Origin of the sequence: Dietzia sp. ANT_WB102 (genome assembly GCF_008369165.1) — a bacterium.
Classification (GTDB): domain Bacteria; phylum Actinomycetota; class Actinomycetes; order Mycobacteriales; family Mycobacteriaceae; genus Dietzia.
This window is the reverse complement of the sequence record NZ_VOBA01000002.1, coordinates 19,625-41,333: the sequence shown is the minus strand read 5'-3', so window position 1 is coordinate 41,333 and position 21,709 is coordinate 19,625. Positions and strand designations below refer to the sequence as shown.

Genomic DNA, 21,709 nt, shown 5'->3' with positions numbered 1-21,709 from the left:
GTCACTCCACCGTGACGGACTTGGCCAGGTTGCGCGGCTTGTCCACGTCGTATCCCCGCGCCGCCGCGACCTCGGCCGCGAACGCCTGGTACGGAATGGTGGCGAGCAGCGGCTGCAGCAGCGTCGTCGAGGGCGGGATCGGAATGAAGTAGTCCGACAATGGTCGGACCACCTCGTCGCCCTCCTCGGCGATCACGATGGTCCGCGCCCCGCGGGCCTTGATCTCCTGGATGTTGCTCACCAGCTTCGAGTGCAGCACCCCGCGCCCCTCGACCGGCGGCATCACGACGAAGACCGGGAGCCCCTCCTCGATGAGAGCGATCGGCCCGTGCTTGAGCTCGCCCGCCGGGAAACCCTCGGCGTGCATGTACGCGAGCTCCTTGAGTTTGAGTGCGCCCTCCAGGGCCGTCGGGTAGCCAACGTGCCGGCCGAGGAACAGTACCGACTTGGCGTCGGCGAGCTCGCGGGCGATCTCGCGGACGGGATCGAGCGCGTCCACGACCTTCTGGATGTCCTCGGGCATCCGCTCGAGTTGGCGGAACTCGGCGGCCACCTCGTCGGGGTACTTGGTGCCCCGAGCCTGCGCGAGCGCGAGTCCGACCAGGTAATTGGCGGTGATCTGCGCCAGGTACGCCTTGGTCGAGGCGACACCGATCTCGGGGCCGGCGTGCGTGTACAGCACGGCGTCGGCCTCACGGGGGATCTGCGAACCATTGGTGTTGCACACCGCCAGGACGCGCGCCTTCTGGGACTTGGCGTGGCGCACGGCCTCGAGGGTGTCCGCGGTCTCGCCGGACTGCGAGATGGCCACCACCAGCGTGGAACGGTCCAGGACCGGGTCGCGGTAGCGGAACTCCGAGGCGATCTCGACCTCACATGGCAGACGCGTCCAGTGCTCGATCGCGTACTTGGCGACCATCCCCGAGTGATAGGCACTGCCGCAGGCCACGATGAAGACCTTGTCGACGTCTCGCAGCTCCTGGTCGGAGATGCGCTGCTCGTCGAGAACGATGCGGCCGTCCTGGAAGTGGCCCAAGAGGGTGTCGGCGACGGCCTGCGGCTGCTCGGCGATCTCCTTGAGCATGAAGAAGTCGTAGCCGCCCTTCTCCGCAGCCTCGAGATCCCAATCGATGCGGAACGGGCGGCCCTCGGCGGGCTCACCGGCGAAGTCGGTGATCTCGTAGGCGTCCGCGCGCATGACCACGACGGTGTCCTGACCCAGCTCCACCGCGTCACGGGTGTGCTCGATGAACGCCGCCACGTCCGAGCCGAGGAACATCTCGCCCGAGCCGACACCCAGTACGAGCGGCGTCGATCGGCGCGCGGCCACCAGGACGTCCGGGTGGGCGGCATGGCTGAACACCAGGGTGAACGCGCCTTCAAGACGGCGCAGAACGGTACGGCACGCAGCGACGAAGTCGCCACCATTGCGACCGGACTCCATCTCGCACCGCAGCAGGTGAGCCGCGACCTCGGAATCCGTGTCGGACTCGAGCTCGACACCCGCGGCCTCGAGCTCGGCGCGCAGCGGGGCGAAGTTCTCGATGATCCCGTTGTGCACGATCGCGACGTCACCCGAGACGTGCGGGTGGGCATTACGGTCGCTCGGGCGACCGTGCGTGGCCCAGCGGGTGTGGCCGATGCCGGTAGTGCCCGGGAACCCGCCTTCGCCCACAGCAGAGAGCGCGGCCTCGAGATTGGCGAGCTTGCCCTCCTTCTTCTCCACCCGGGCGGCTCCTCCTCCGTCGAGGACGGCGACGCCCGCCGAGTCGTAGCCACGGTATTCCATCCGCCGCAAGGCTTCGACGACTACAGGGAGGGCGGGGCGATGCCCGACATATCCGACGATTCCGCACATGGGCGCTAAGTCTAGCCACGCTGTCCGAGGACCCTGGCCACTCCGTCGCCCCCGAAGCGATACTGTGGCCATCGTGGCCAAGAAGACCAAGGAACTGCACGCCCGGGTGGACCGACGGGGTCCCTATGCCGTCGACAGAGGCGACCTCGGATTCACCGGGACGCCGGGGGTCGTGTTCGTTCCCCGCGGCGCGCCGTCACCGGCTCCGCTCGTGGGCTGGGCCCACGACTGGACCAGAGGGCCCGAACACTACGTCGACACCCTCAAGCATCTCGCGTCGTGGGGTTTCGTGGTGGTCGCTCCGGCCACGGACCGAGGCCTGCGGCCGAACCATCAGCACTACGCGGACAATCTGTCGGCGGCGGTGGAGGATGCCCTCCAGGCAACCCTGGGCAGTGGAGCCGTCCGGGCGGATCCGCACCGGATCGCCCTGGCCGGTCACGGTCTCGGCGCGGGAGTGGCCGCCCTGCTGGCCTCGCAGCGCACCGACATCGACGCGGTGGCCATGATCTTCCCCACCGAGACCGTCCCCTCGGCCGCCGATCGGGCGATCACCGTGGACGCCGCCGGGCTATTGCTGTCGGCCGCGGGCGGGGTCCACGCCGAGGACACCCGGGCGTTGCACCTCGCGTGGCGCGGGGAGCTGGTGCATCGGCGCCTGGAGAAGGCAATCGAGACAGGCCTGGTCGAACGCAACGCACTGATCGAACGGATCGGTCTGGCGGACCCGGACCGCCGCACGCACCGGACGGTGCGGCCACTGTTGGCGGGCTATCTGCTGGCCACACTGGCCGGCGACGACACGTACGCCCCCTTCGCCGATCCGGAGGCGAAGTTCAAGGACGCCATCGCCGTGACCGATGAAATGTTGGAGGAGCCGGGCGACGATCCGCTGACCACGACCCCGCCCCTGCTCAAGCTCGTCAAGTCCATCACCGGCGGCTGATCGCCCGGGAACTGCGGGCCCGTCGCGCTCCGGCGCACGGGCCCGTGCCGGTCAGACGGCGGCGACCACGCCCGCCAGACGCTCTGCGACCTCGCCGGCCAGGTCCCCGTCCTCGGCCTCGACCATCACGCGGACGAGTTGCTCGGTGCCGGAGGGACGCAGCAGCACCCGGCCGGTGGAGCCCAGCCGTCGTTCCTCCCCCTCCACTGCCTCGCAGACCACCTCGGATGCCACGACGGCGGCCTTGTCCTCGACCGGCACGTTGATGAGGATCTGGGGCAATACCGTCATGACCCCCGCCAACTCCGCGAGAGACCTGCCCGTCTCAGCCATGCGGGCCATGATGCGCAGCCCGGTGAGCACGCCGTCGCCGGTGGTGGCATGGGCCGGTAGCACCAGGTGCCCGGACTGCTCGCCGCCGAGGCTGTACCCGCCCTCGCGCAGCCGTTCGAGCACGTAGCGGTCACCGACCTTGGTCTCGGTGATCTCGATCCCGGCCTCCCGCATGGCCACCTTGAGTCCCAGGTTGCTCATGATGGTCGCCACCAGCGTGTTGCCGGCGAGCTCCCCTGAGTCGCGCATCGCCAGGGCCAGGATCGCCATGATCTGGTCACCATCGATCACCTCACCGGAGGCGTCGACGGCCAGGCACCGGTCCGCGTCGCCGTCGTGGGCCAGGCCCAGGTCGGCGCCGTGCTTGAGCACCGCGGCCCGGACGTCGTCGAGGTGGGTGGACCCGCAGTTGTCGTTGATGTTGTAGCCGTCGGGGCTGGCGTGGATCTCGATCACCGTGGCGCCGGCCTCGCGGTAGGCGCGCGGTGCGGCCACGCTGGCGGCCCCGTTGGCACAGTCGACGACGACGACGAGCCCGTCCAGCCGACCCGGGGTGGCGGCAAGCAGGTGCTCGACATAGCCGGCCATGGCGTCCTCCGGCGTCGCCCGCGAGATACGGCCGATCGCAGACCCGGTCGGGCCGGTGATGGCGCCTGCGGTGAGTGCGGACTCGATGCGGTCCTCCACGTCGTCAGCCAGCTTGTGGCCGCCGGCGGCGAAGAACTTGATGCCATTGTCGGGCATGGCGTTGTGCGAGGCGGAGATCACGGCGCCCAGCTCGGCCTCGTGCTGGGCCGTGAGGTGGGCGACGGCCGGGGTCGGTAGTTCGCCCACGAGTAGGACGTCGACGCCCTGGCTGGCCAGGCCGGCGGACAGGGCGGCCTCGAGCATCTCCCCCGAGACCCGGGGGTCGCGTCCCACGACGGCGAGTGGCCGGGACCGGGTGCGTGCGTGCGACGGTTCGGTCTCGGTCGCCAGGACCGCCGCAGCGGCGGCCCCCAGGCGCACGGCAAGGTCGACGGTGAGAGTCCGGTTGGCGAGTCCGCGGACCCCGTCGGTGCCGAACAGTCGCGTCATGGCGTGTGATCCTCCGGGAGGTGGGGGTCCGCCGCGCATCGAGCGGCGGGCGTGAATGACCGGGTCAGGATAACCCCGGTCGACAGTTCGGTGGACAAATGGGCCGGAGCAGGCCCTGCGCATGCGCAGGGCCTGCTCCGGTGTCGCGATCCGGGTGGATCAGCGCTTCGAGTACTGCGGGGCCTTACGGGCCTTCTTGAGACCGGCCTTCTTCCGCTCGACGGCACGAGCGTCGCGCGTGAGGAAGCCCGCCTTCTTGAGCTCCGGGCGGTCGTCCGGCGAGTACTGGATCAGTGCACGGGCGATGGCCAGGCGCAGCGCGCCGGCCTGGCCCGAGGGCCCACCACCGTGGAGCAGTGCGACGATGTCGAACTGCTCCTCGCGCTCGACCAGGACCAGCGGCGACTTGACGAGCTGCTGGTGCACCTTGTTCGGGAAGTACTCCTCGAGAGTGCGTCCGTTCAGGGTGAACTGACCGGAGCCGGGGAGCAGACGCACACGGGCGACGGCCTCCTTTCGGCGGCCGACAGCCTGCGCCGGGCCGGCGGTGACGACAGACCCGAGCTGGGCGTCGACGTCAGCGACGAAGTCGGTACCACCGGCGTAGTCGGCCTCGCTGTAGTCCTCGGCGACCTCGGCGGCGAGATCCGCCACCACGTCGTCGGCAACCTCGGCCTCGGGGGTGATGTTCTCGTCGGTCACTGGGCCACCTGCTTGATCTCGTAGGGCACGGGCTGCTGGGCGGCGTGCGGGTGATCAGAACCCGCGTACACCTTGAGCTTGGAGGCGACGGCACGGCCGAGCTTGTTGCTCGGCAGCATGCCCTTGACGGCCTTCTCGACGACGCGGTCGGGACGGGTGTCCATGGCCTTGCCCAGGGTCTGCGACTTCAGGCCGCCCGGAAAACCGGAGTGGCGGTGCTGCACCACGCGGTCACGCTTGTTGGACGAGATCGCGACCTTGTCGGCATTGATGATGATGACGAAGTCGCCGGTGTCGGCGTTCGGGGCGAACTGCGGCTTGTGCTTGCCACGGAGGATGTTTGCGACCTGGACTGCGAGTCGACCGAGAACCACATCAGTGGCGTCGATGACGTACCAGGCGCGCGTCACGTCCCCGGGCTTGGGGGTGTACGTGGACACAGGCGATACCTCTGTCTGTCTAGTGGGCTGCCGGCCGGGCGGACGCCCTCCCCCTCGAACGGCGGCCGGTGGTGACCCGCTCGAGGCGGCCCACCGCCCCACCAAGGGACGACGTGGACGCCAGCAACAAAGACTACCGCCCGGCGACCGCCCACTCCAAGTCGGCGATCACCACCGCCCACCCATCGGTTAGACTCTCCCAGGTTCCCGCCCTCGTAGCTCAGTGGATAGAGCACGGCTCTCCTAAAGCCGGTGTCGGAGGTTCGATTCCTCTCGGGGGCACCACCCGCGGCGACCACAGGTCACCGCCGCCGCAGACCGCTCAGCGCCGGAGCGTCGCCGAGAACGCGCTGGTCAATGCGAGGATCGGAAGACCAATAAACAGGTGCACGATCGCGGCCGCCAAACCGTCGAGGAACGGCACCGTGACGAGCAGCGGCAACGCCACAGCGGCGACGATGAGCAACCCGACGGTCCACGAGAAAAACTGCTGGGGATTGGCCGTGCCTATCAGCAGCAGATACCAGAGCAATCCGGCGAGAATCGCCGCAACGGCCCCGTAAACGGCATACATGGTCGGCGTGTTCCCACCGTTGGCCCACTGGTGACCGAAGCGGGAGAACACGGCCTCCACCACCCAGGCGATCAGCCATCCGGCGATTGCCGCGACCAGGGCGGTCGCGGCCACGCTGCCAGCGAACTTTCCGGCGTCGAGAGCGGGGCCCCGCCGTGGCGCCGCGTATCCGGCCTCGTATCCGCTCTCTGCCGCGTACCCGTCGCCATAGGCGGGGTCGAATGCCCGGTCGCCACCCATCCTCGAGTAGGCACGAGAGTCGGGCTGCTGGCCCAAGCGTCGGGTCTGGTCGTCCTGTCCGGGATACATCTCTACCGCCTCCGAATCGGTGTGGTGCCCACCGAGGGTAGTCCCTCGCGGCCGACGACGAGGCCCGCCGACCGTCCGAGGACGGCCGGCGGGCCTGAACGAGGGGGCCGCAGGAGCTGGCCCGTCAATGTGAGGGCGTCAGTGGGCGATGGTTTTCTCCACGCCGACGCCGGTGAGAGATCGAACCTCCATCTCCATCCGCTTCTCCGGGAACTCGTCCTTCTTGCCGATGAACGTGCCGATGATGCCCAGCAGGAACGCCAGCGGAATTGACACGATGCCCGGGTTCGAGAGGGGGAACAGGGAGAAATCGACACTGGAGATCATCGACTTCTCACTCCCGGAAACCGCTGGAGAGAGGGCGATCAGCACCAGGGTGCTGATCAGCCCGCCGTACATCGAGAACAACGCCCCTGTGGTGTTGAAGCGTTTCCAGAACAGCGAGTACAGGATCGTCGGTAGGTTCGCAGACGCGGCGATCGCGAAGGCCAAGGCCACGAGGAAGGCGATGTTCTGCCCCATGGCGCCGATACCCATGACGATCGACACCAGTCCGATCACGACGACCGTGATCCGCGAGACCCGGAGCTGTGACTTCTCCGTGGCCTGGCCGCGCTTGAGCACCCCGTTGTAGATATCGTGCGCGAACGATGCCGACGCGGTGATGGCGAGCCCCGCCACCACGGCGAGGATCGTCGCGAACGCCACCGCCGAGATGATGCCGAGGAAGATCTCGCCACCGAGAGCGAACGCGAGCAGTGGTGCCGCCGAGTTCACGCCACCGGGCGCTGCCTTGATGACCTCGGGACCCACCATCGCCGCCGCACCGAAGCCGAGGACGAGCGTGAACAGGTAGAACCCACCGATGAGCACAATGGCCCAGGTGACAGATCGACGGGCCTCCTTGGCAGTGGGGACCGTGTAGAAGCGCATGAGCACATGCGGTAGGCCCGCAGTACCGAAGACCAGCGCGATCGAAAGGGAGACGAAGTCCAGCTTGCTGGTCTCGGTGGCACCGTACTGCAGACCCGGCTGCAGGAGGTCCTTGCCCGAGTTCGCCACGGCTTCCCCGAGAAGTGCGGAGAAGTTGCCGCGCGCCGCGACCAGGACCATGATGCACATGATCAACACGCCGCTGACGAGCAGGACCGCCTTGACCATCTGCACGTAGGTGGTGCCCTTCATGCCGCCCACGAGCACATAGACGATCATGAGGAGCCCCACCACGGCCACGACGATCGACTGCCCCGTGGAGTCGTCGATGTTGAGCAACAGGGCGACGAGCCCACCGGCGCCGGCCATCTGCGCGATGAGATAAAACAGGCACACCGCGAGGGTGGCCAGGGCGGCCGCCATACGGACGGGCCGCTGGTTGAGCCGGAAACTGAGCACGTCCGCCATGGTGAAGCGGCCGGTGTTACGCATGAGCTCGGCTACGAGCATGAGCGCGACGAGCCACGCGACGAGAAAGCCGATCGAGTAGAGGAAGCCGTCGTACCCGTTGATCGCGATGGCGCCGGCGATCCCGAGGAATGACGCCGCGGACAGGTAGTCACCCGCGATGGCGATACCGTTCTGCGGGCCGGTGAAGCTGGACCCGCCGGTATAGAAGTCCTTCGTCGACTTGGTCGACTTGGAGGCCCTGAGGACCAGCGTCATCGTGATGACGATGAAGACGCCGAACACGATCATGTTGAGCAGCGTGCTGCCGACCTTTTCGCCCGGTACAAGTTCATTGATGTTGATGAGCCAGTCCATCAGGCGATCCCACCTTCCAGCTCGAGACGGATGGCTTGCGCGCGGGGATCGATCTCACGGTTGGCGAACCGGATGTAGAGAAACGTGATCAAGAACGTGGTGACGAACTGCCCGAGCCCGATGATGAGGCCCCAGGTGATATTGCCGAACACCTTGGTGGCCATGAAGTCAGTGGCGTAGACCGCCAGGATGACGTAAAGGAAGTACCAAACCAGGAAGGCGATCGTCATGGGGAAGACGAACCCCCTGAACTTGCTGCGCAGTTCCTGGAACGCCGGACTGGACTGCATCGCAGTGAATTCCGCCGCTTCCGGGGTTCGCCGCGATGCACCCCCGGCCGGCGGTTCGATTGGTTGGGACACGGAGGTCCTCCATTTCGGGGTTCTCGTCGGCACACCCCTGTAGTGATGCGCCTCACATACTGTGACGGCAAAAGTGTGACACGCAGCACAGCTGCGGGAGGGAGACTTCCCGCGAACCCTTGTGACACCCCGAAACATCCAGGTTGCTGCACCCCCATCAGTGGGGTGTCGCCACCTTCGTCCGGGGTTACGTGGGTTTAGGCACCCGGCGCCCCACCGCCTCCGCGAACACCCCGACGATCTAGTCGGGCGTCCTGGCGACGTGGCTGCTGCCGCTGGTCACCCGGGAGACCTCCGCGAGGGTGCCCGGATTGAGTGCTGCTGAGCAGGGCGTCCCGGTGTGTGCCGTCGGCGCCGACCGCATCGAGACGCTCTAGAGCAGCAAGTCCTGCATAGGGGTTGACGTTCCGCCCGGCCGCACCCCCGAACGCCCACAGCCCGAGTGCCGCGTCGTCCGGGAACGTGCCGAGGTCGGCGCGTGCTGAGGCGACGAGCGCCTCGATCCGACTCCGGTCCGTGCCCGGGATCCCGAAACCCATCGACACAGAGGTGTTCACCAGGGGGTATGCGAGGAACATGGCGCCGGTGTCCGGAGCAGCGATCTCCAGGTTCGCGTACGGAACCTCCCGCGGCGACAGCATCGCTTCGCGCACCTGATGGCCCGCCGCGGCAGGATCTCGACAGCGTTGTGGCGGTTCAGCGACCGCGGAAGACGGGGGGCCGCTTCTCGGCGCGCGCGGCCCGTGCCTCCGCCATGTCCTCGCTACTCCACGCTCGCTGCTGGAGTCGAGTGTGCTCCTCTCGCGGGAGCAGCCTCGCGTCGTCGTCGTTGATGACGGTCTTGATGTGCCTCAGGCTCAGCGGTGCGGAGTGGGCGAGTTCCGCGGCGAGGTCCATGGCCGCGTCCAAGTCCCCGATCTCGTTGGCCAGCCCCATCCGGGCCGCCTCCTCCGCACCCACGGGGCGGGCGGTCATGAGCACCGAGCGCGCGTGGCCACCGCCGACGACGTTCGCGAGCCGCTTGATCGTCCAGTTGTCGAGCGCCAGTCCCACCTTGACAACCGGGACTGCGAAGACCGCGCCCGGTGCCACCACCCGGAGATCCGCGGCCAGCGCGAGCTGCACCCCGGCGCCCACCGCAGGTCCGTTGACTGCCGCGATCACCGGCACCGGGACGGTTTCGACGGCCCGGAGCATGCCAGCGTGGACGTCATATAACTCCGAGTTGTACACCCCGCCGGACAGATCGGCGCCGGAACAGAACGCCGTCCCCGCTCCCGTGATGACGATCACGCGGACGGGGTTCTCAGCGTCCGCCTCTGCGCCTGCAGCCTCGACGGCCTCGCGTAGGCCGGTACACACCTCGGCGTCGAGAGCGTTGCGGGTCTCGTGGCGGTCGATGGTGATGACAGCGACTGCGCCGTCCCTGCGGGTGACGATCATGGCGACGAGGCCTCCTCTTGGGGATCGGGGGTGCGGCGGCGTATCCCTGGGCTGAGGATACCGGCTGGTAGTCGCCTCCACCGTACGATGCGGTCATGGCGAGAACGGGAGCTCTACAGATCCTCGACATGGTCCTGGACGACGGTTCGTTCCGATCCTGGGACGGTACTCCGGTGCGCCCGCCCCAGGTGGAGTCGGTACCCGGGTACCAGGCCGCCCTGCAGCGGGCAGGCGAGAAGTCGGGGGTGGACGAATCCGTCATCACTGGTGAGGGGACGCTGCTGGGCAGACGGGTGGTGCTCATCGCCTGCGAGTTCGATTTTCTGGCCGGATCCATCGGGATCTCTGCCGCCGAACGGATCGTTTCCGCGGTAGAGCGGGCGACCGCCGAGGGGCTGCCCATCCTGGCCTCCCCCACCTCCGGTGGGACCCGGATGCAGGAGGGCACGATCGCCTTCCTCCAGATGGTCAAGATCTCGGCCGCGGTGGCCGGCCACAAGACGGCAGGTCTCCCGTACCTCGTTTATCTCCGGCACCCGACCACCGGCGGGGTGTTCGCGTCATGGGGCTCGCTGGGCCACGTGTCCGTCGCGGAGCCCGGTGCACTCATCGGATTCCTCGGGCCCCGTGTGTACGAGGCCCTCTACGACACCCCCTTCCCCGACGGCGTCCAGGTCTCCGAGAACCTTGCGCGGCGCGGGATGATCGACGGCGTACTCCCCCCCGAGGGGTTGCGCGACCTCACAGCGCGGGCCCTACAGGTGCTGTGTCAGGACCCACCCTCGGCGGATGAACCGGTCCCGCCGCACGGGCCTGTGCCTGAGCCCGAGTCCGACGACGGCGCTCCGCCGGACGCCTGGGACTCGATCACCCGGTCGCGCCGGCACGACCGGCCGGGCGCGTTCGACTTCCTCGACCGGGTGGCTCCGAACAGGGTTGCCCTGTCCGGGACTGGGCAGGGTGAAGACAGCGGGTCCCTTCTACTCTCGCTGGCTCGCTTCCGTGGGCAGTCCGCGGTCGTCCTGGCCCAGGACCGCGACGCGGAGAACGAGAGGCACCCACTCGGGCCGTCTGCGTTGCGGTCGGCCCGCCGCGGGATGCGGATCGCGGCCGAGATGGGTGTCCCCCTGGTATTGCTCATCGACACTCGGGGGGCGGCGCTGTCCCGGGAGGCGGAAGAGGGCGGCTTGGCGGGTGAGATCGCCCGAAGTCTGGCAGACCTTGTCACCTTGCCCACCCCGACCGTCTCGGTGATCCTCGGCCAGGGCACCGGCGGGGCTGCGCTCGCACTACTCCCGGCCGACCGGGTCTTGTGCGCGAGGCACGGCTGGCTCGCCCCACTCCCACCGGAGGGCGCCAGTGCCATCCTCCACCACGAGACCACTCGGGCCCCGGAGGTCGCACGCTCACAGGGGATCACTTCCGCCGACCTGTTGTCGGCCGGAATCGTGGACGTGGTTGTTCCGGAGAAGCCCGACGCCGCTGACGAACCGGACGCGTTCTGTGACCGAATGGCGGACGCCGTCGCTGCAGCCCTCGTCGACGTGCGCAGGCGCCCCCCTGAGCGGAGGTACGCCGAGCGGATGATGAGGTATCGAGAACTGGGCCTGCCGTTAGAGTGAGTCCTGTCACAGCCCTCCGGCCCAGTCGGCGGGCACTCCCGTCAGTGAGGGGAACTCTCGATGTCCGACTCCACCACCTCGGCCTACACCGCCGCACACCGGCGTTCGATCAGCGATCCCGACGCGTTCTGGCTCAGTGTCGCTGAGGACATCGACTGGACCACGCCCCCCACCAGGGCGATCGACGGTTCTCGTCCTCCGTTCTACCGCTGGTTCCCGGACGGGGAGTTGAACACCTCCTACAACTGCGTGGACCGGCACGTCGAGGCGGGAAGGGGGGATCAGGCCGCGTTCATCTACGACTCCGCGGTGACCGGGACCAAGGAGACCATCACCTACGCCCAACTCCTGGTGCAGGTCGAGGAGTTCGCGGGCGCGCTGGCGGCCGAGGGCGTGGGCAAGGGCGACAGGGTCGTCATCTATATGCCGATGGTTCCGCGCGCCGCTGTAGCAATGCTCGCCTGCGCCCGACTGGGGGCGGTGCACTCGGTCGTCTTCGGCGGCTTCGCCGCCCCGGAGTTGGCCATCCGTATCGATGATGCGCGCCCCAAGGTCATCGTCACCTCGCACGGCGGCATCGAGCCGACCCGCAAGGTTCCGTACTTCCCCATGGTGGCCAAGGCCCTCGAACTCGCCAGCCACACCCCCGGGTCGGTGATCGTGGCACCGCGTCACGATCAATTCCCCGACGAGGTCTTCCCGGAGTCACCGCGCACCACCTGGAACTACTGGGATGATGCCGTCGCCGCGTCCGAGCGGGCGGCGCCGGTGCCGGTGAAGGCCACCGACCCCCTCTACATCCTCTACACCTCCGGCACGACGGGGTTGCCCAAGGGCGTCGTCCGGGACAACGGCGGGCACGCGGTGGCGCTCGCGTGGTCGATGTGGAACATCTATGGCGTCCGACCGGGTGAGGTGTGGTGGACCGCTTCTGACGTGGGCTGGGTGGTCGGCCACTCGTACATCGTCTACGCGCCACTGTTGATCGGGGCGACGTCCATCCTCTACGAGGGCAAACCCGTGGGCACACCTGATGCCGGGGCGTTCTGGCGGGTTGCGTCTGAACACCGTGCGACCGCGCTGTTCACCGCCCCGACCGCTGTCCGGGCGGTGCGCAAGGAAGATCCGGAGGGCGTCGAGATCGGCAAGTACGACCTGTCGTCCATGCGGACACTATTCTGCGCGGGAGAGCGACTGGATCCGGACACCTACCAGTGGGCCACCGATAAGCTCGGCAAGCCGGTGGTGGACAACTGGTGGCAGACCGAGACCGGGTGGCCGATCGCGTCCAACCTGCGAGGCCTGGAGCCGATGCCGATCAAGCCCGGCTCGCCCACCGTTCCGGTGCCTGGGTATGACCTGCACGTGCTCGATGGCGAGGGCAACCCTGTGCCCGCCGGCGAAGAAGGGAATCTCGCCATCAAGTTGCCCATGGCGCCGGGGACGCTGGCCGGACTGTGGGAGGACGACGAGCGATTCGTCTCCTCGTACATGACGGTCTTCGACGGCTACTACTCGACCGGTGACGGCGGGTACGTCGACGAGGACGGCTACGTCTACGTGATGGGCAGGACCGACGACGTGATCAATGTGGCCGGCCACCGGTTGTCGACCGGATCGATGGAGGCAGTCATCGCGACCCATCCGGCCGTGGCGGAGGCCGCCGTGATCGGGGTCAAGGACGAACTGAAGGGGCAGCGACCCGTCGGGTACGTGGTCCTCAAGTCCGGCCAGGTCCGGGATCCCGAGGAGCTGCGCGCCGAGCTGGTGGCGATGGTGCGGGAGGAGATCGGGGCGGTGGCCACATTCCGGGACTGCACGGTGGTCCAGGGTCTGCCCAAAACCCGCTCGGGCAAGATCCTGCGCAAGACCATGCGCCAGATCGCCGACGGACAGCAGGACGTGGTGGTGCCCTCGACGATCGAGGACCCAGCGGTGCTCGACGCGTTGGCGCCCTTCCTCCGACCGCAGAAGTAGGACGTCCGAGGAGGGGATCGCCACCAGAATTACGCTGCCTGTGTGGTCCAACCTCCTTGCGCAACCACCCCTATTTCGGGCATTTCTGTAGCGCACCCCAGAGGGAGGACGCCACAGACGACGGCGCCCCGCCCTCCCGGAGACGGGTGGGCGGGGCGCCGCTGGCTGCAGTGCAGCCGGCTGCTCAGGCCTCGAGCAGATCGATGACGAAGACCAGGGTCTTGCCACCGAGGGGGTGCAGTGCCGCGGAGGTACCGTAAGCCTTGTCCGGCGGGATCACGAGCTGGCGGCGACCGCCGACCTTCATACCCGGGATGCCTTCCTGCCAGCCCTGGATGAGTCCGTTGAGCGGGAAGGTGATGGACTCGCCGCGGTCCCAGGAGGAGTCGAACTGCTCTCCGGTCTCGTAGTCGACGCCCACGTAGTGGACGGTGACGTTGCCGCCGGCGACCGCCTCGGCGCCCTCTCCCACCGTGAGGTCCTCGGCAACGAGGTCAGTGGGCGCGGGGCCCTTCGGCAGGTCGATCTCGGGCTTGTCCATGGTGTCTCCTCCTGGAGTCAGGTTCCCGGGTTCAGCGCTGGCTGATCGGGGTGAAGCTTCGCTCGGCCGGGCCGGTGTAGACCTGGCGCGGGCGGTTGATCTTGGTGGACGGATCCTCCCGCATCTCGCGCCAGTGCGCGATCCACCCCGGCATACGTCCGAGCGCGAACAGCACGGTGAACATGTCCGTCGGGAAGCCCATTGCACGGTAGATGAGACCGGTGTAGAAGTCGACATTCGGGTAGAGCTTGCGCTCCACGAAGTAGTCGTCGGCCAGCGCCGTCTCCTCGAGCTTGAGCGCGATCTCCAGGAGGGGATCGTTGCTCTGCGAGAGCAGCGAGTGTGCGTGCTTCTTAGCAATCTGGGCGCGCGGGTCATAGCTCTTGTAGACGCGGTGTCCGAAGCCCATGAGCTTGACGCCGTCGACCTTGTTCTTGACCCGGTCCATGTAGTCGGTGGCGTCCCCGCCCTCCGAGTTGATCCGCTCGAGCATCTCGAGCACGGCCTGGTTGGCGCCACCGTGCAGCGGGCCGTAGAGGGCGTTGATGCCACCGGTGATCGAGGAGTAGAGCGGAGCCTCGGAGGACCCGACCATGCGGACGGTCGAGGTGGAGCAGTTCTGCTCGTGGTCGGAGTGCAGGACCAGGAGCATGTCGAGCGCGTCCGCGACCTCGTCCGTGATCTCGTAGTCCGGGCCGAAGGTCATGCGCAGGAAGTTGCGGACGTACCCGAGCGACGGGTCCGGGTCGATGGCCTCGTGACCGTTGCGGATGCGCTCGATGGCGGCCGCCAGCGTCGGGCCGCGGCCCAACAGCCGCGCAGTCGCCAGGTCGACGGCCTTGGGGTCGTCGATGTCAAGGTCGTCGCCGTGCGTACCGAAGAGGCTCACGCCGGCGGATAGGACGGGCATCGGGTGGGTGTCGCGGGGGAAGGCCTGCAGCAGCGGCATCATCTGACCGGGCAGCGACGTCTCACCGAGGACCTTTTCGGTGAACTCGGCGAGCTGGGCCTCAGTGGGGTCCTCACCGTAGATGAGGAGGTAGGAGACCTCGAGGAACGACGCGTTGCCCGCGAGCTGGTCGATGGGGTACCCGCGGTGGCGGAGGATGCCCTCGGCGCCGTCGATGTACGTGATCGAGGAGGTGCACGCGGAGGTGTTGACGAATCCGACGTCCAGGGTGGTCATCCCTGTGTCGGCCAGGAGCGAACCCAGCTGCACCGCGTCGCTCCCGCAGGTCGCTTCCACCACATCGAGTTCGAGCTCACCGCCGGGGTAGGACAGTGTTGCATTGCGGTCCGAACCGTTCGAGCCTGCGGTCACGCGATTCCCTCTCCGACGACTGGTCCCGGCGGCCAAGTCCCGCCACGAATGTGCTGTGCCACACCCTACCGTGGCGGCTGACCGCGGTTTGCAGAGCGTTCTGCCGCCCTCCCCCCGCCGGCCCACGCGACGGGTCAGGGCTGAAGTCTGCGGGCAGTCCACCGGCCCTCCGCCAACCGGCACTCGACGCGGTCATGGAAGCGGTCAGGGCCCCCCTGCCAGAACTCCACCCGCTCCGGAACGAGCCGGAATCCACCCCAGCGGTCGGGCATGGGCACGTCGTCGACGTCGGCCAGTCGCCGCTCGGCGGTCGCATACAACGACTCCAACTCCTCGACGGACGCCGCCGGCCGGGACTGCTCCGAGGCCCAGGCCGACACCTGCGACCCCCGGGGCCGCGTGCGCCAGTACGCGAGACTGTCCGCCCGGTCGATGGGATGGCAGGCGCCCTCGATGTGGACCTGACGCTCGGTGACCAACCACGGGAAGGTGACAGACGCGTACCCCGTCTGGGCCAGCTGCGTGCCCTTGCGGGACGTCGTCGTCGTAAAAAACGTCACGCCCTGCTCGTCGGCGCCCTTGCACAGCACCGTCCTGGTGGAGGGTCGGCCATCGGAGCCGACGGTGCCGAGCACCATCGCGTTGGGCTCGCGGACACCTCGACGGCCCGCCTCCTCCAACCACCTGGTGAACAGCGGAAGCCACCCGTCGTCGACGTCGGCCACATCCAACCGCGCGTGCAGGCCGTACCCGACCCTCATGGGGTCGAAGTCGGCCGGTTCCAGGGCAGGTTCCTCCATGACCCAGACGGTACTCCGGGCCCCGGAGGAGCCGGACTACGATGGACCCGTCCCACACCACCACAAGGAACGGCACCCCAAGAGCATGAGCGATCAGCTGCCCACCATCCCCGCCGACCTCAAGCCCGCCGACGGCCGGTTCGGCTGTGGCCCGTCCAAGGTCCGCCCCGAGCAGATCGCGGCCGTGTCCGCCGCCGCGACCACCGTGATGGGTACCAGCCATCGCCAGGCGCCTGTTAAGGACATCGTGGGCCGCGTCCGCGACGGCCTCGCCTCACTCTTCTCGCTGCCCGACGGCTACGAGGTCGTGCTGGGCAACGGCGGCACCACCGCGTTCTGGGACGCCGCCGCCTTCGGCCTGGTGCGAGAGAAGTCCCTGCACCTGACGTACGGCGAGTTCTCCTCCAAGTTCGCCAAGGTCACCGGCGCGGCGCCGTTCCTGGCCGACCCGATCGTCATCTCCGCCGAGCCCGGTTCAGCCCCCGAGCCCACCTCGGACCCGTCCGTTGACCTCATCGGCTGGGCCCACAACGAGACCTCGACAGGCGTCATGCTCCCCGTGTCACGTCCGGCCGGCTCGGACAATGCGCTTGTCGCGATCGATGCCACCTCCGGCGCCGGCGGGTTGCCCGTCGACATCGCCGACACCGACGTCTACTACTTCGCCCCGCAGAAGTCGTTTGCCTCCGACGGCGGCCTCTGGGTGTCGATCATGAGCCCGGCCGCGCTCGAGCGCGTCGACGAGATCGCCGCGACCGATCGCTGGTGCCCGGACTTCCTGTCCCTGCCCACCGCGGTGGACAACTCGAAGAAGAACCAGACATACAACACCCCGGCCGTCGCCACGCTGTTGATGTTCGCGGACCAGATCGAGTGGATGAACGCCCAGGGCGGCCTGGACTGGTGCGTCGCGCGGACCAAGGACACATCCTCTCGCCTGTACGACTGGGCGGAGGCCAGCGACTACGCCACCCCGTTCGTCACCGAGCCGGCCCACCGCTCGCAGGTCGTGGGCACGATCGACCTGGACGAGAAGATCGACGCCGCCAAGGTCGCCAAGACTCTGCGCGTCAACGGAATCCTCGACACCGAGCCGTACCGCAAGCTCGGCCGTAACCAGCTGCGCATCGGCATGTTCCCCGCCATCGAGCCGGAGGACGTTACGCAGCTCACCCGTTGCATCGACCACGTGGTCGGCCAGCTCGCCTGATCGCGCCCGCCGCAGCACTCTCGGCAGTTTTTCCGCAGCCCACCCGGCCCGTCCGCGCGCCGGGTGGGCTGCGCTGCCCTACCATGTGGTGACGCGCCCAGGCCCCGGGCAGCGGACCGCTCGGGTCGCCGACGGGGCCGCGAGGAGTCGAGGAGGCGGCATGCGGAAGCTGAGGATCGTCGGTGTGGACACCGAATCGTCGGTCGTCGAGTGCGAGGTCCCGGACTCCGGCGAGAAATTTTCCTTGCCACTCGACGACCGCCTGCGTGCGGCCGCCCGTGGTGAGTTCGTCCCCGGCGGAGCGTCCGGCAGGGCTCCGGTGACCGGCACCCTGCGCCCCCGTGAGATCCAGGACCGGATCCGGCACGGCGCCTCGCCCGAGGAGGTGGCCGCCGACGCCGGGGTGTCCCTGTCACGAATCCAGGGCTTCGCCGTACCCGTGTTGTTGGAACGCTCAAACGCTGCGGACCTGGCCAAGTCCTCGCACCCGGTGCTGCCGGACGGCCCGGCCCTGGACACGCTCGCCGACCGCGTGGGTGCCGCCCTCGACCACCGCGGAGTGGATCCGGACCTAATCAGTTGGGACGCATGGCGTGACAGGTCGGGTGGGTGGGTGGTCCGCACCTCCTGGCCGGCGGGATTGTCAGACGACGCCAGCGCGACCTGGTCCTTCGTGCCCGACTCGCACGGCGGTTCCGCACGCGCGCTCGACGAGGAGGCCGAACGCATCCTCGACCCGTCGCGCGCTAGCGCCCTGCGCTCGGTGGCCACGCCTCCCCCGCTCCCGCCCGGACCGCCGACGATCCGCGCGGTTCCGTCCCCGCCCGCGACGCCGGACACCCCCGCATCGTCGGCCACCCCCGCCGGGCCGGTCACGCCCGCTATGCCGGTCACCCACTCCGTGCCGGGCTCCCCCTCCGCGCCGGTTTCCCCCGCCGGGGCGGGACCAGTGGAGGCCGGCCCCGCGTCAGCGTCCGGGGGCACGGTCCCCACCAGGGAAGGTGCAGGGAACGACGACGATGACTTTCTCCAGCCCACGCCCACCGAACCCGAGCGACGCCCCTCGCGCCGTCATCCCACCATGCCCTCGTGGGAGGACGTCCTCCTCGGTGTCCGCGGTAAGGACGACTGAGACCTGCCATGGGCCACCACGTCGCAACCTTCTGGTATCTGGCGACAACTGATCCCGCCGCACCGATCCGGGCCGGTCATCCGTCCGATCCCGGCTTCGCGCGCCGACTTCTGTCCCGGTTGTTCCCCACCGTCACGGTGGCGTCGCTGGGCGCGTTCCCACTCAACCGTTCGGCCTCGGTCGGGCCGGGCGAGATCTACGTGGGGTCGTTCCCGGGGCTCACCGTCGTCCAGACCACCGTGGAAGGCCCCGTCACGCCGTCGGCCACGTCGGACACGTGGCTGCGTCTGGTCGAGGCACCCACCGTCCTGCTGTTCGCCCAGGACCCCGAAGACGCAGTGAGCGGGTTCGCTCGCTGGGAATCCGGCCGGCTCGTACGGGCCTTCGCCGGGGCCGACGACCGCATCGTCGAGGACGAGGGCATGCCCCTGCCGTTCGAGCGGCCCTATTGGGCCGGCGAGTTCCCGCTCGACGAGGCGACCGACAACCCCCTGGCACTGCCGTTCTCGCCGTCGTCGCTCCTCCACGCCGCCCACCGTGACTGGCTCGGATTCGACCTCGAACCGGGTGGCCTCGACGTCCCGGTCCACGGGTTCGCCACGGACGGCCGCCGCGAGATCCGCCAACACACCCCGCTTGCCGGACCGGCGCTGCATGTTGTGGGGATGCCGGGTCGCGCCGAACTCCACGCGGCCGCTCGACGTGCCGCGGGCTCGGGACCCGACACGGACGCCTCCGGGCGTTTCGCGAACGCGTCCTCCCCGTACGCGGATGACGACTACGAGCGGCTCCCCTCCAGACGCGGCGCGCGGCGCGCGGGTGGGAGTGGCGGCCGGTTCCGCGGGATCGCCGGTCTCGTCGGTGACGCGGTGCGCCGCGGTGCGGACTCACTGTCCCGCCGTCGGCGCGGCGGTGGATCCCGCTAGCCGAACCGGCGTGGGAACAGTCAGTCCCGTCGGGATCGCTCGTAGAACGCGACCGCCGCGGCGGTGGCCACGTTGAGCGAGTCCGTGCCGTCGGCCATGGGGATCGCGGCCCGCACATCGCAGGCCCGCATGGCGTGCTCGGTGAGTCCCGGCCCCTCCGCGCCCAACACGAACGCGACCCTGTCGGCGTCGACAGCACGGGACAGCGGGGTGTCAGCGGACGGCGTCAGGGCGACGGTCCGGAAGCCGCGCCGTCGAAGGTCCTCCAAAGCACGCTGCCAAGTGGTGGGTGTGCCCGGTAGGTGCGCGAACGGCAGGCGGAGCACGTGCCCCATCGACACCCGCACGACCCGCCGGTAGAGCGGGTCTCCGGCGGCGGCCCCGAACAGCACGCCGTCAACCCCGAGCGCGGCGCAGTTGCGGAAAATTGCCCCGAGGTTCTCCGGGTCGTTCACGCCTTCGAGGACGGCGAGCGTCCGTGCACCGTCCACCACGTGTTCGACCGCCAGTGGTGCGGGCCGGTCAGCGGCGGCCAGGATGTCACGGCTTGACCGGAATCCGATCACCTCGCTGAGCACGTCCTTGGTCGTGCGCAGGTACACCGCGTCGCCCGCACGTTCGTCAGCATCCCACCCCTCGTCAGCGGATTCCCGTCGCAGTTGCTGGAGCCGCGCGTCGGTCCCGAGGATGACACGGGGTCGAAAGCGGGAGAGGAGCATTCGACCGACGACATATGTGCCCTCGGCGATCACCAGTCCCCGACCGCCGGGCAGGTCCGGCCGGCGATCGGAGTTGTTGAGGTCGCGCAGGTCGTTCAGCCTGGGGTCAGTGGGATCGGAGACGTCGACGACACGCATTGCTCGAGTTCCCCTCTCGCTGACAGGTCAGGCCAGCGCGTCGGTGATGGGCCCGATGCCGAAGTACACGACGAACGCCGCCGCGACGATCCACAGGATCGGGTGCACGGTGCGGGCCTTACCGGTGGCGGTGGCCATCACGACCCACGCGATAAAGCCGATGCCGATGCCGTTGGCGATCGAGTACGTGAACGGCATCGCCACGATCGTGAGGAACGCCGGGAGCGCCACGGAGAAGTCAGTGAGGTCGATCTGCGCGATCTGCGAGATCATCAGCGCACCGACGATCACCAGCGCGGGCGCCGCAGCCTCGACGGGCACGACCTCGTACAGCGGCGTGAAGAACATGGCGAGCAGGAACAGTCCGCCGGTGACGATGTTGGCCAGGCCGGTGCGCGCGCCCTCGGCGATACCGGACGCCGACTCGAGGAACACGGTGTTCGACGACGACGACGTCAGACCGCCGACCACGGCACCGAATCCCTCAACCACGAGGGCGCTCTTCATGTTGGGCAGGTTGCCCTCGGAGTCCATCAGCTCAGCTTCCTTGCCGAGCCCGGTGAAGGTGCCCATCGCATCGAAGAAGTTGGCGAGCAGCAGCGTGAAGACGAACAGGCCCGCGGCCAGGGGCCCGATTCGGGTGAAGGCGCCGAGGAGGTCGGCCTGTCCGATGAGCGCGAGGTTCGGGATGCCGCCGAGCGACTCGGGAATTCCGGGGACGGCCAGGCTCCATCCGGACGGGTTGGGCTCGCCGTCGACGAACGACGGTCCGGCGTTGGCGATCGCCTCGACGATCACGGCGAACACCGCGGTCACGACGATTCCGATGAACAGTCCGCCCCTGACCTTGCGTGCCACCAGTACGCCACACAACAGCAGACCGAAGACAAAGACGAAGGTCGGCCACGACGCGATCGACCCGCCGATGCCCAGGCCGACGGGCACCGTCGTCCCGGCGGCGTCCGGGATCCGACGAACGAAGCCGGAGTCGACGAGTCCGACCATCGCGATGAAAAGCCCGATACCCACGGCGATCGCGGCTTTCATCTCACGCGGCACCGCGTTGAACACGGCGGTCCGGAACCCGGTGACGGCGAGGATCACGATGATGATGCCCTCGATCACGACGAGGCCCATGGCTTCGGCCCAGGTCACCTGCTGCGCGATGGTGACGGCGACGAGTGAGTTGATCCCCAGCCCGGTGGCGAACGCGAACGGGTATCGCGCGATCGCGCCGAACGCGATGGTCATCACGCCCGCCGTGAAGGCCGTGACCGCGGCGATCTCGACGATCGACAGCTGGTTGCCGTCGACATCGGTGCCAGAGCCGAGGATCAGCGGGTTGAGGATGATGATGTAGGCCATCGCGAAGAAGCTGACGAGCCCGCCGCGAACCTCACGGGACACCGTCGAGCCGCGCTCGCTGATCTTGAAGTAGCGATCGAGCGCCCCGATCTTGGCGGGGGGCTGCGACGGGGTCCCGGTGCTCTGCGACATCTGGTGACCTTCCTGAGCTGTGGG

At 68.5% G+C, this 21,709-nt stretch carries 20 protein-coding genes and 1 tRNA gene; 7 read left to right on the top strand and 14 right to left on the bottom strand.

The window, feature by feature from the left end:
* Position 1 precedes the first annotated feature (1 nt).
* Positions 2 to 1,858: a glutamine--fructose-6-phosphate transaminase (isomerizing) gene (gene glmS / locus FQ137_RS11870; protein WP_149292850.1), complete on the bottom strand. Its 1,857-nt coding sequence runs from the start codon at positions 1,856 to 1,858 to the stop codon at positions 2 to 4.
* A gap of 73 nt (positions 1,859 to 1,931) precedes the next feature.
* Here glmS and FQ137_RS11865 point away from each other — a divergent pair, with 73 nt between their 5' ends.
* Positions 1,932 to 2,804 carry a dienelactone hydrolase family protein gene (locus tag FQ137_RS11865; RefSeq protein WP_255584195.1) on the top strand — a complete coding sequence of 291 codons (873 nt, stop codon included), beginning with the start codon at positions 1,932 to 1,934 and terminating at the stop codon, positions 2,802 to 2,804.
* 51 nt (positions 2,805 to 2,855) lie between these two features.
* Here the strand turns inward: FQ137_RS11865 and glmM are convergent, their stop codons facing one another.
* The 3 genes from glmM to rplM form a co-directional block, all read right to left on the bottom strand.
* Positions 2,856 to 4,214: a phosphoglucosamine mutase gene (gene glmM, locus FQ137_RS11860; protein WP_149292848.1), complete on the bottom strand. Its 1,359-nt coding sequence runs from the start codon at positions 4,212 to 4,214 to the stop codon at positions 2,856 to 2,858.
* Positions 4,215 to 4,373: 159 nt separating this feature from the next.
* Positions 4,374 to 4,916 carry a 30S ribosomal protein S9 gene (gene rpsI / locus FQ137_RS11855; protein WP_149292847.1) on the bottom strand — a complete coding sequence of 181 codons (543 nt, stop codon included), beginning with the start codon at positions 4,914 to 4,916 and terminating at the stop codon, positions 4,374 to 4,376.
* Positions 4,913 to 5,356: a 50S ribosomal protein L13 gene (gene rplM / locus FQ137_RS11850; RefSeq protein WP_149292846.1), complete on the bottom strand. Its 444-nt coding sequence runs from the start codon at positions 5,354 to 5,356 to the stop codon at positions 4,913 to 4,915. Before rplM ends, rpsI begins: the two co-directional genes overlap by 4 nt.
* 209 nt (positions 5,357 to 5,565) lie before the next feature.
* Here rplM and FQ137_RS11845 point away from each other — a divergent pair.
* Positions 5,566 to 5,641: transfer RNA gene (locus FQ137_RS11845), tRNA-Arg, on the top strand.
* Positions 5,642 to 5,678: 37 nt separating this feature from the next.
* Here FQ137_RS11845 and FQ137_RS11840 read toward each other — a convergent pair.
* The 5 genes from FQ137_RS11840 to FQ137_RS11820 all read right to left on the bottom strand — a co-directional run bounded on the left by FQ137_RS11840 (position 5,679) and on the right by FQ137_RS11820 (position 9,802).
* Positions 5,679 to 6,239 carry a hypothetical protein gene (locus FQ137_RS11840; protein ID WP_149292845.1) on the bottom strand — a complete coding sequence of 187 codons (561 nt, stop codon included), beginning with the start codon at positions 6,237 to 6,239 and terminating at the stop codon, positions 5,679 to 5,681.
* A 138-nt stretch (positions 6,240 to 6,377) separates the two neighbouring features.
* The gene (locus tag FQ137_RS11835; protein ID WP_149292844.1) at positions 6,378 to 7,997 is read right to left on the bottom strand and encodes a cation acetate symporter; all 1,620 of its coding nucleotides are present in this window, start codon (positions 7,995 to 7,997) and stop codon (positions 6,378 to 6,380) included.
* Positions 7,997 to 8,287 (bottom strand): DUF485 domain-containing protein, encoded by a 291-nt coding sequence (locus FQ137_RS11830; protein ID WP_188065058.1) that lies wholly within the window; start codon positions 8,285 to 8,287, stop codon positions 7,997 to 7,999. Before FQ137_RS11830 ends, FQ137_RS11835 begins: the two co-directional genes overlap by 1 nt.
* Positions 8,288 to 8,556: 269 nt before the next feature.
* A complete protein-coding gene (locus FQ137_RS11825; protein WP_149292842.1) occupies positions 8,557 to 9,000 on the bottom strand; it encodes a hypothetical protein in 444 nt (147 codons plus the stop codon).
* Positions 9,001 to 9,055: 55 nt separating this feature from the next.
* The gene (locus tag FQ137_RS11820; protein ID WP_149292841.1) at positions 9,056 to 9,802 is read right to left on the bottom strand and encodes an enoyl-CoA hydratase; all 747 of its coding nucleotides are present in this window, start codon (positions 9,800 to 9,802) and stop codon (positions 9,056 to 9,058) included.
* A 95-nt stretch (positions 9,803 to 9,897) separates the two neighbouring features.
* Between FQ137_RS11820 and FQ137_RS11815 the strand changes: the two genes are divergently transcribed.
* Positions 9,898 to 11,424, top strand: coding sequence for a carboxyl transferase domain-containing protein (locus tag FQ137_RS11815; RefSeq protein ID WP_149292840.1), 1,527 nt, complete (start codon positions 9,898 to 9,900; stop codon positions 11,422 to 11,424).
* Positions 11,425 to 11,484: 60 nt separating this feature from the next.
* The gene (locus FQ137_RS11810; RefSeq protein WP_149292839.1) at positions 11,485 to 13,401 is read left to right on the top strand and encodes a propionyl-CoA synthetase; all 1,917 of its coding nucleotides are present in this window, start codon (positions 11,485 to 11,487) and stop codon (positions 13,399 to 13,401) included.
* A 184-nt stretch (positions 13,402 to 13,585) separates the two neighbouring features.
* On the opposite strand, the gene FQ137_RS11805 is transcribed toward FQ137_RS11810, so the two are convergent.
* The 3 genes from FQ137_RS11805 to pdxH all read right to left on the bottom strand — a co-directional run bounded on the left by FQ137_RS11805 (position 13,586) and on the right by pdxH (position 16,063).
* Positions 13,586 to 13,942: an FKBP-type peptidyl-prolyl cis-trans isomerase gene (locus FQ137_RS11805; RefSeq protein WP_149292838.1), complete on the bottom strand. Its 357-nt coding sequence runs from the start codon at positions 13,940 to 13,942 to the stop codon at positions 13,586 to 13,588.
* Between the two features lie 31 nt (positions 13,943 to 13,973).
* A complete protein-coding gene (locus tag FQ137_RS11800) occupies positions 13,974 to 15,263 on the bottom strand; it encodes a citrate synthase (RefSeq protein ID WP_149292837.1) in 1,290 nt (429 codons plus the stop codon).
* Positions 15,264 to 15,397: 134 nt separating this feature from the next.
* Entirely contained in the window at positions 15,398 to 16,063 is a 666-nt protein-coding gene (pdxH, locus tag FQ137_RS11795) for a pyridoxamine 5'-phosphate oxidase (protein ID WP_149292836.1), read from the bottom strand.
* An 85-nt stretch (positions 16,064 to 16,148) separates the two neighbouring features.
* Between pdxH and serC the strand changes: the two genes are divergently transcribed.
* The 3 genes from serC to FQ137_RS11780 all read left to right on the top strand — a co-directional run bounded on the left by serC (position 16,149) and on the right by FQ137_RS11780 (position 19,331).
* Positions 16,149 to 17,273: a phosphoserine transaminase gene (gene serC / locus FQ137_RS11790; RefSeq protein ID WP_149293272.1), complete on the top strand. Its 1,125-nt coding sequence runs from the start codon at positions 16,149 to 16,151 to the stop codon at positions 17,271 to 17,273.
* Between the two features lie 160 nt (positions 17,274 to 17,433).
* The gene (gene sepH / locus FQ137_RS11785; RefSeq protein WP_149292835.1) at positions 17,434 to 18,405 is read left to right on the top strand and encodes a septation protein SepH; all 972 of its coding nucleotides are present in this window, start codon (positions 17,434 to 17,436) and stop codon (positions 18,403 to 18,405) included.
* Positions 18,406 to 18,413: 8 nt separating this feature from the next.
* Positions 18,414 to 19,331 carry a hypothetical protein gene (locus FQ137_RS11780; RefSeq protein ID WP_149292834.1) on the top strand — a complete coding sequence of 306 codons (918 nt, stop codon included), beginning with the start codon at positions 18,414 to 18,416 and terminating at the stop codon, positions 19,329 to 19,331.
* 20 nt (positions 19,332 to 19,351) lie between these two features.
* On the opposite strand, the gene FQ137_RS11775 is transcribed toward FQ137_RS11780, so the two are convergent.
* Both FQ137_RS11775 and FQ137_RS11770 read right to left on the bottom strand, forming a co-directional pair.
* Positions 19,352 to 20,188 carry an RNA methyltransferase gene (locus FQ137_RS11775; protein ID WP_149292833.1) on the bottom strand — a complete coding sequence of 279 codons (837 nt, stop codon included), beginning with the start codon at positions 20,186 to 20,188 and terminating at the stop codon, positions 19,352 to 19,354.
* A 27-nt stretch (positions 20,189 to 20,215) separates the two neighbouring features.
* Entirely contained in the window at positions 20,216 to 21,685 is a 1,470-nt protein-coding gene (locus FQ137_RS11770; protein WP_149292832.1) for an NCS2 family permease, read from the bottom strand.
* Positions 21,686 to 21,709 lie beyond the last annotated feature (24 nt).

Coding starts and splice junctions, on each gene's coding strand:
- sepH (WP_149292835.1), top strand. CDS start 17,434: ATGCGGAAGCTGAGGATCGTCGGTGTGGACACCGAATCGTCGGTCGTC.
- FQ137_RS11770 (WP_149292832.1), bottom strand. CDS start 21,685: ATGTCGCAGAGCACCGGGACCCCGTCGCAGCCCCCCGCCAAGATCGGG.
- serC (WP_149293272.1), top strand. CDS start 16,149: ATGAGCGATCAGCTGCCCACCATCCCCGCCGACCTCAAGCCCGCCGAC.
- FQ137_RS11825 (WP_149292842.1), bottom strand. CDS start 9,000: ATGCTGTCGCCGCGGGAGGTTCCGTACGCGAACCTGGAGATCGCTGCT.
- FQ137_RS11780 (WP_149292834.1), top strand. CDS start 18,414: ATGGGCCACCACGTCGCAACCTTCTGGTATCTGGCGACAACTGATCCC.
- FQ137_RS11820 (WP_149292841.1), bottom strand. CDS start 9,802: ATGATCGTCACCCGCAGGGACGGCGCAGTCGCTGTCATCACCATCGAC.
- FQ137_RS11805 (WP_149292838.1), bottom strand. CDS start 13,942: ATGGACAAGCCCGAGATCGACCTGCCGAAGGGCCCCGCGCCCACTGAC.
- FQ137_RS11810 (WP_149292839.1), top strand. CDS start 11,485: ATGTCCGACTCCACCACCTCGGCCTACACCGCCGCACACCGGCGTTCG.
- FQ137_RS11815 (WP_149292840.1), top strand. CDS start 9,898: ATGGCGAGAACGGGAGCTCTACAGATCCTCGACATGGTCCTGGACGAC.
- FQ137_RS11775 (WP_149292833.1), bottom strand. CDS start 20,188: ATGCGTGTCGTCGACGTCTCCGATCCCACTGACCCCAGGCTGAACGAC.
- FQ137_RS11830 (WP_188065058.1), bottom strand. CDS start 8,287: ATGCAGTCCAGTCCGGCGTTCCAGGAACTGCGCAGCAAGTTCAGGGGG.
- glmM (WP_149292848.1), bottom strand. CDS start 4,214: ATGACGCGACTGTTCGGCACCGACGGGGTCCGCGGACTCGCCAACCGG.
- FQ137_RS11840 (WP_149292845.1), bottom strand. CDS start 6,239: ATGTATCCCGGACAGGACGACCAGACCCGACGCTTGGGCCAGCAGCCC.
- pdxH (WP_149292836.1), bottom strand. CDS start 16,063: ATGGAGGAACCTGCCCTGGAACCGGCCGACTTCGACCCCATGAGGGTC.
- FQ137_RS11835 (WP_149292844.1), bottom strand. CDS start 7,997: ATGGACTGGCTCATCAACATCAATGAACTTGTACCGGGCGAAAAGGTC.
- glmS (WP_149292850.1), bottom strand. CDS start 1,858: ATGTGCGGAATCGTCGGATATGTCGGGCATCGCCCCGCCCTCCCTGTA.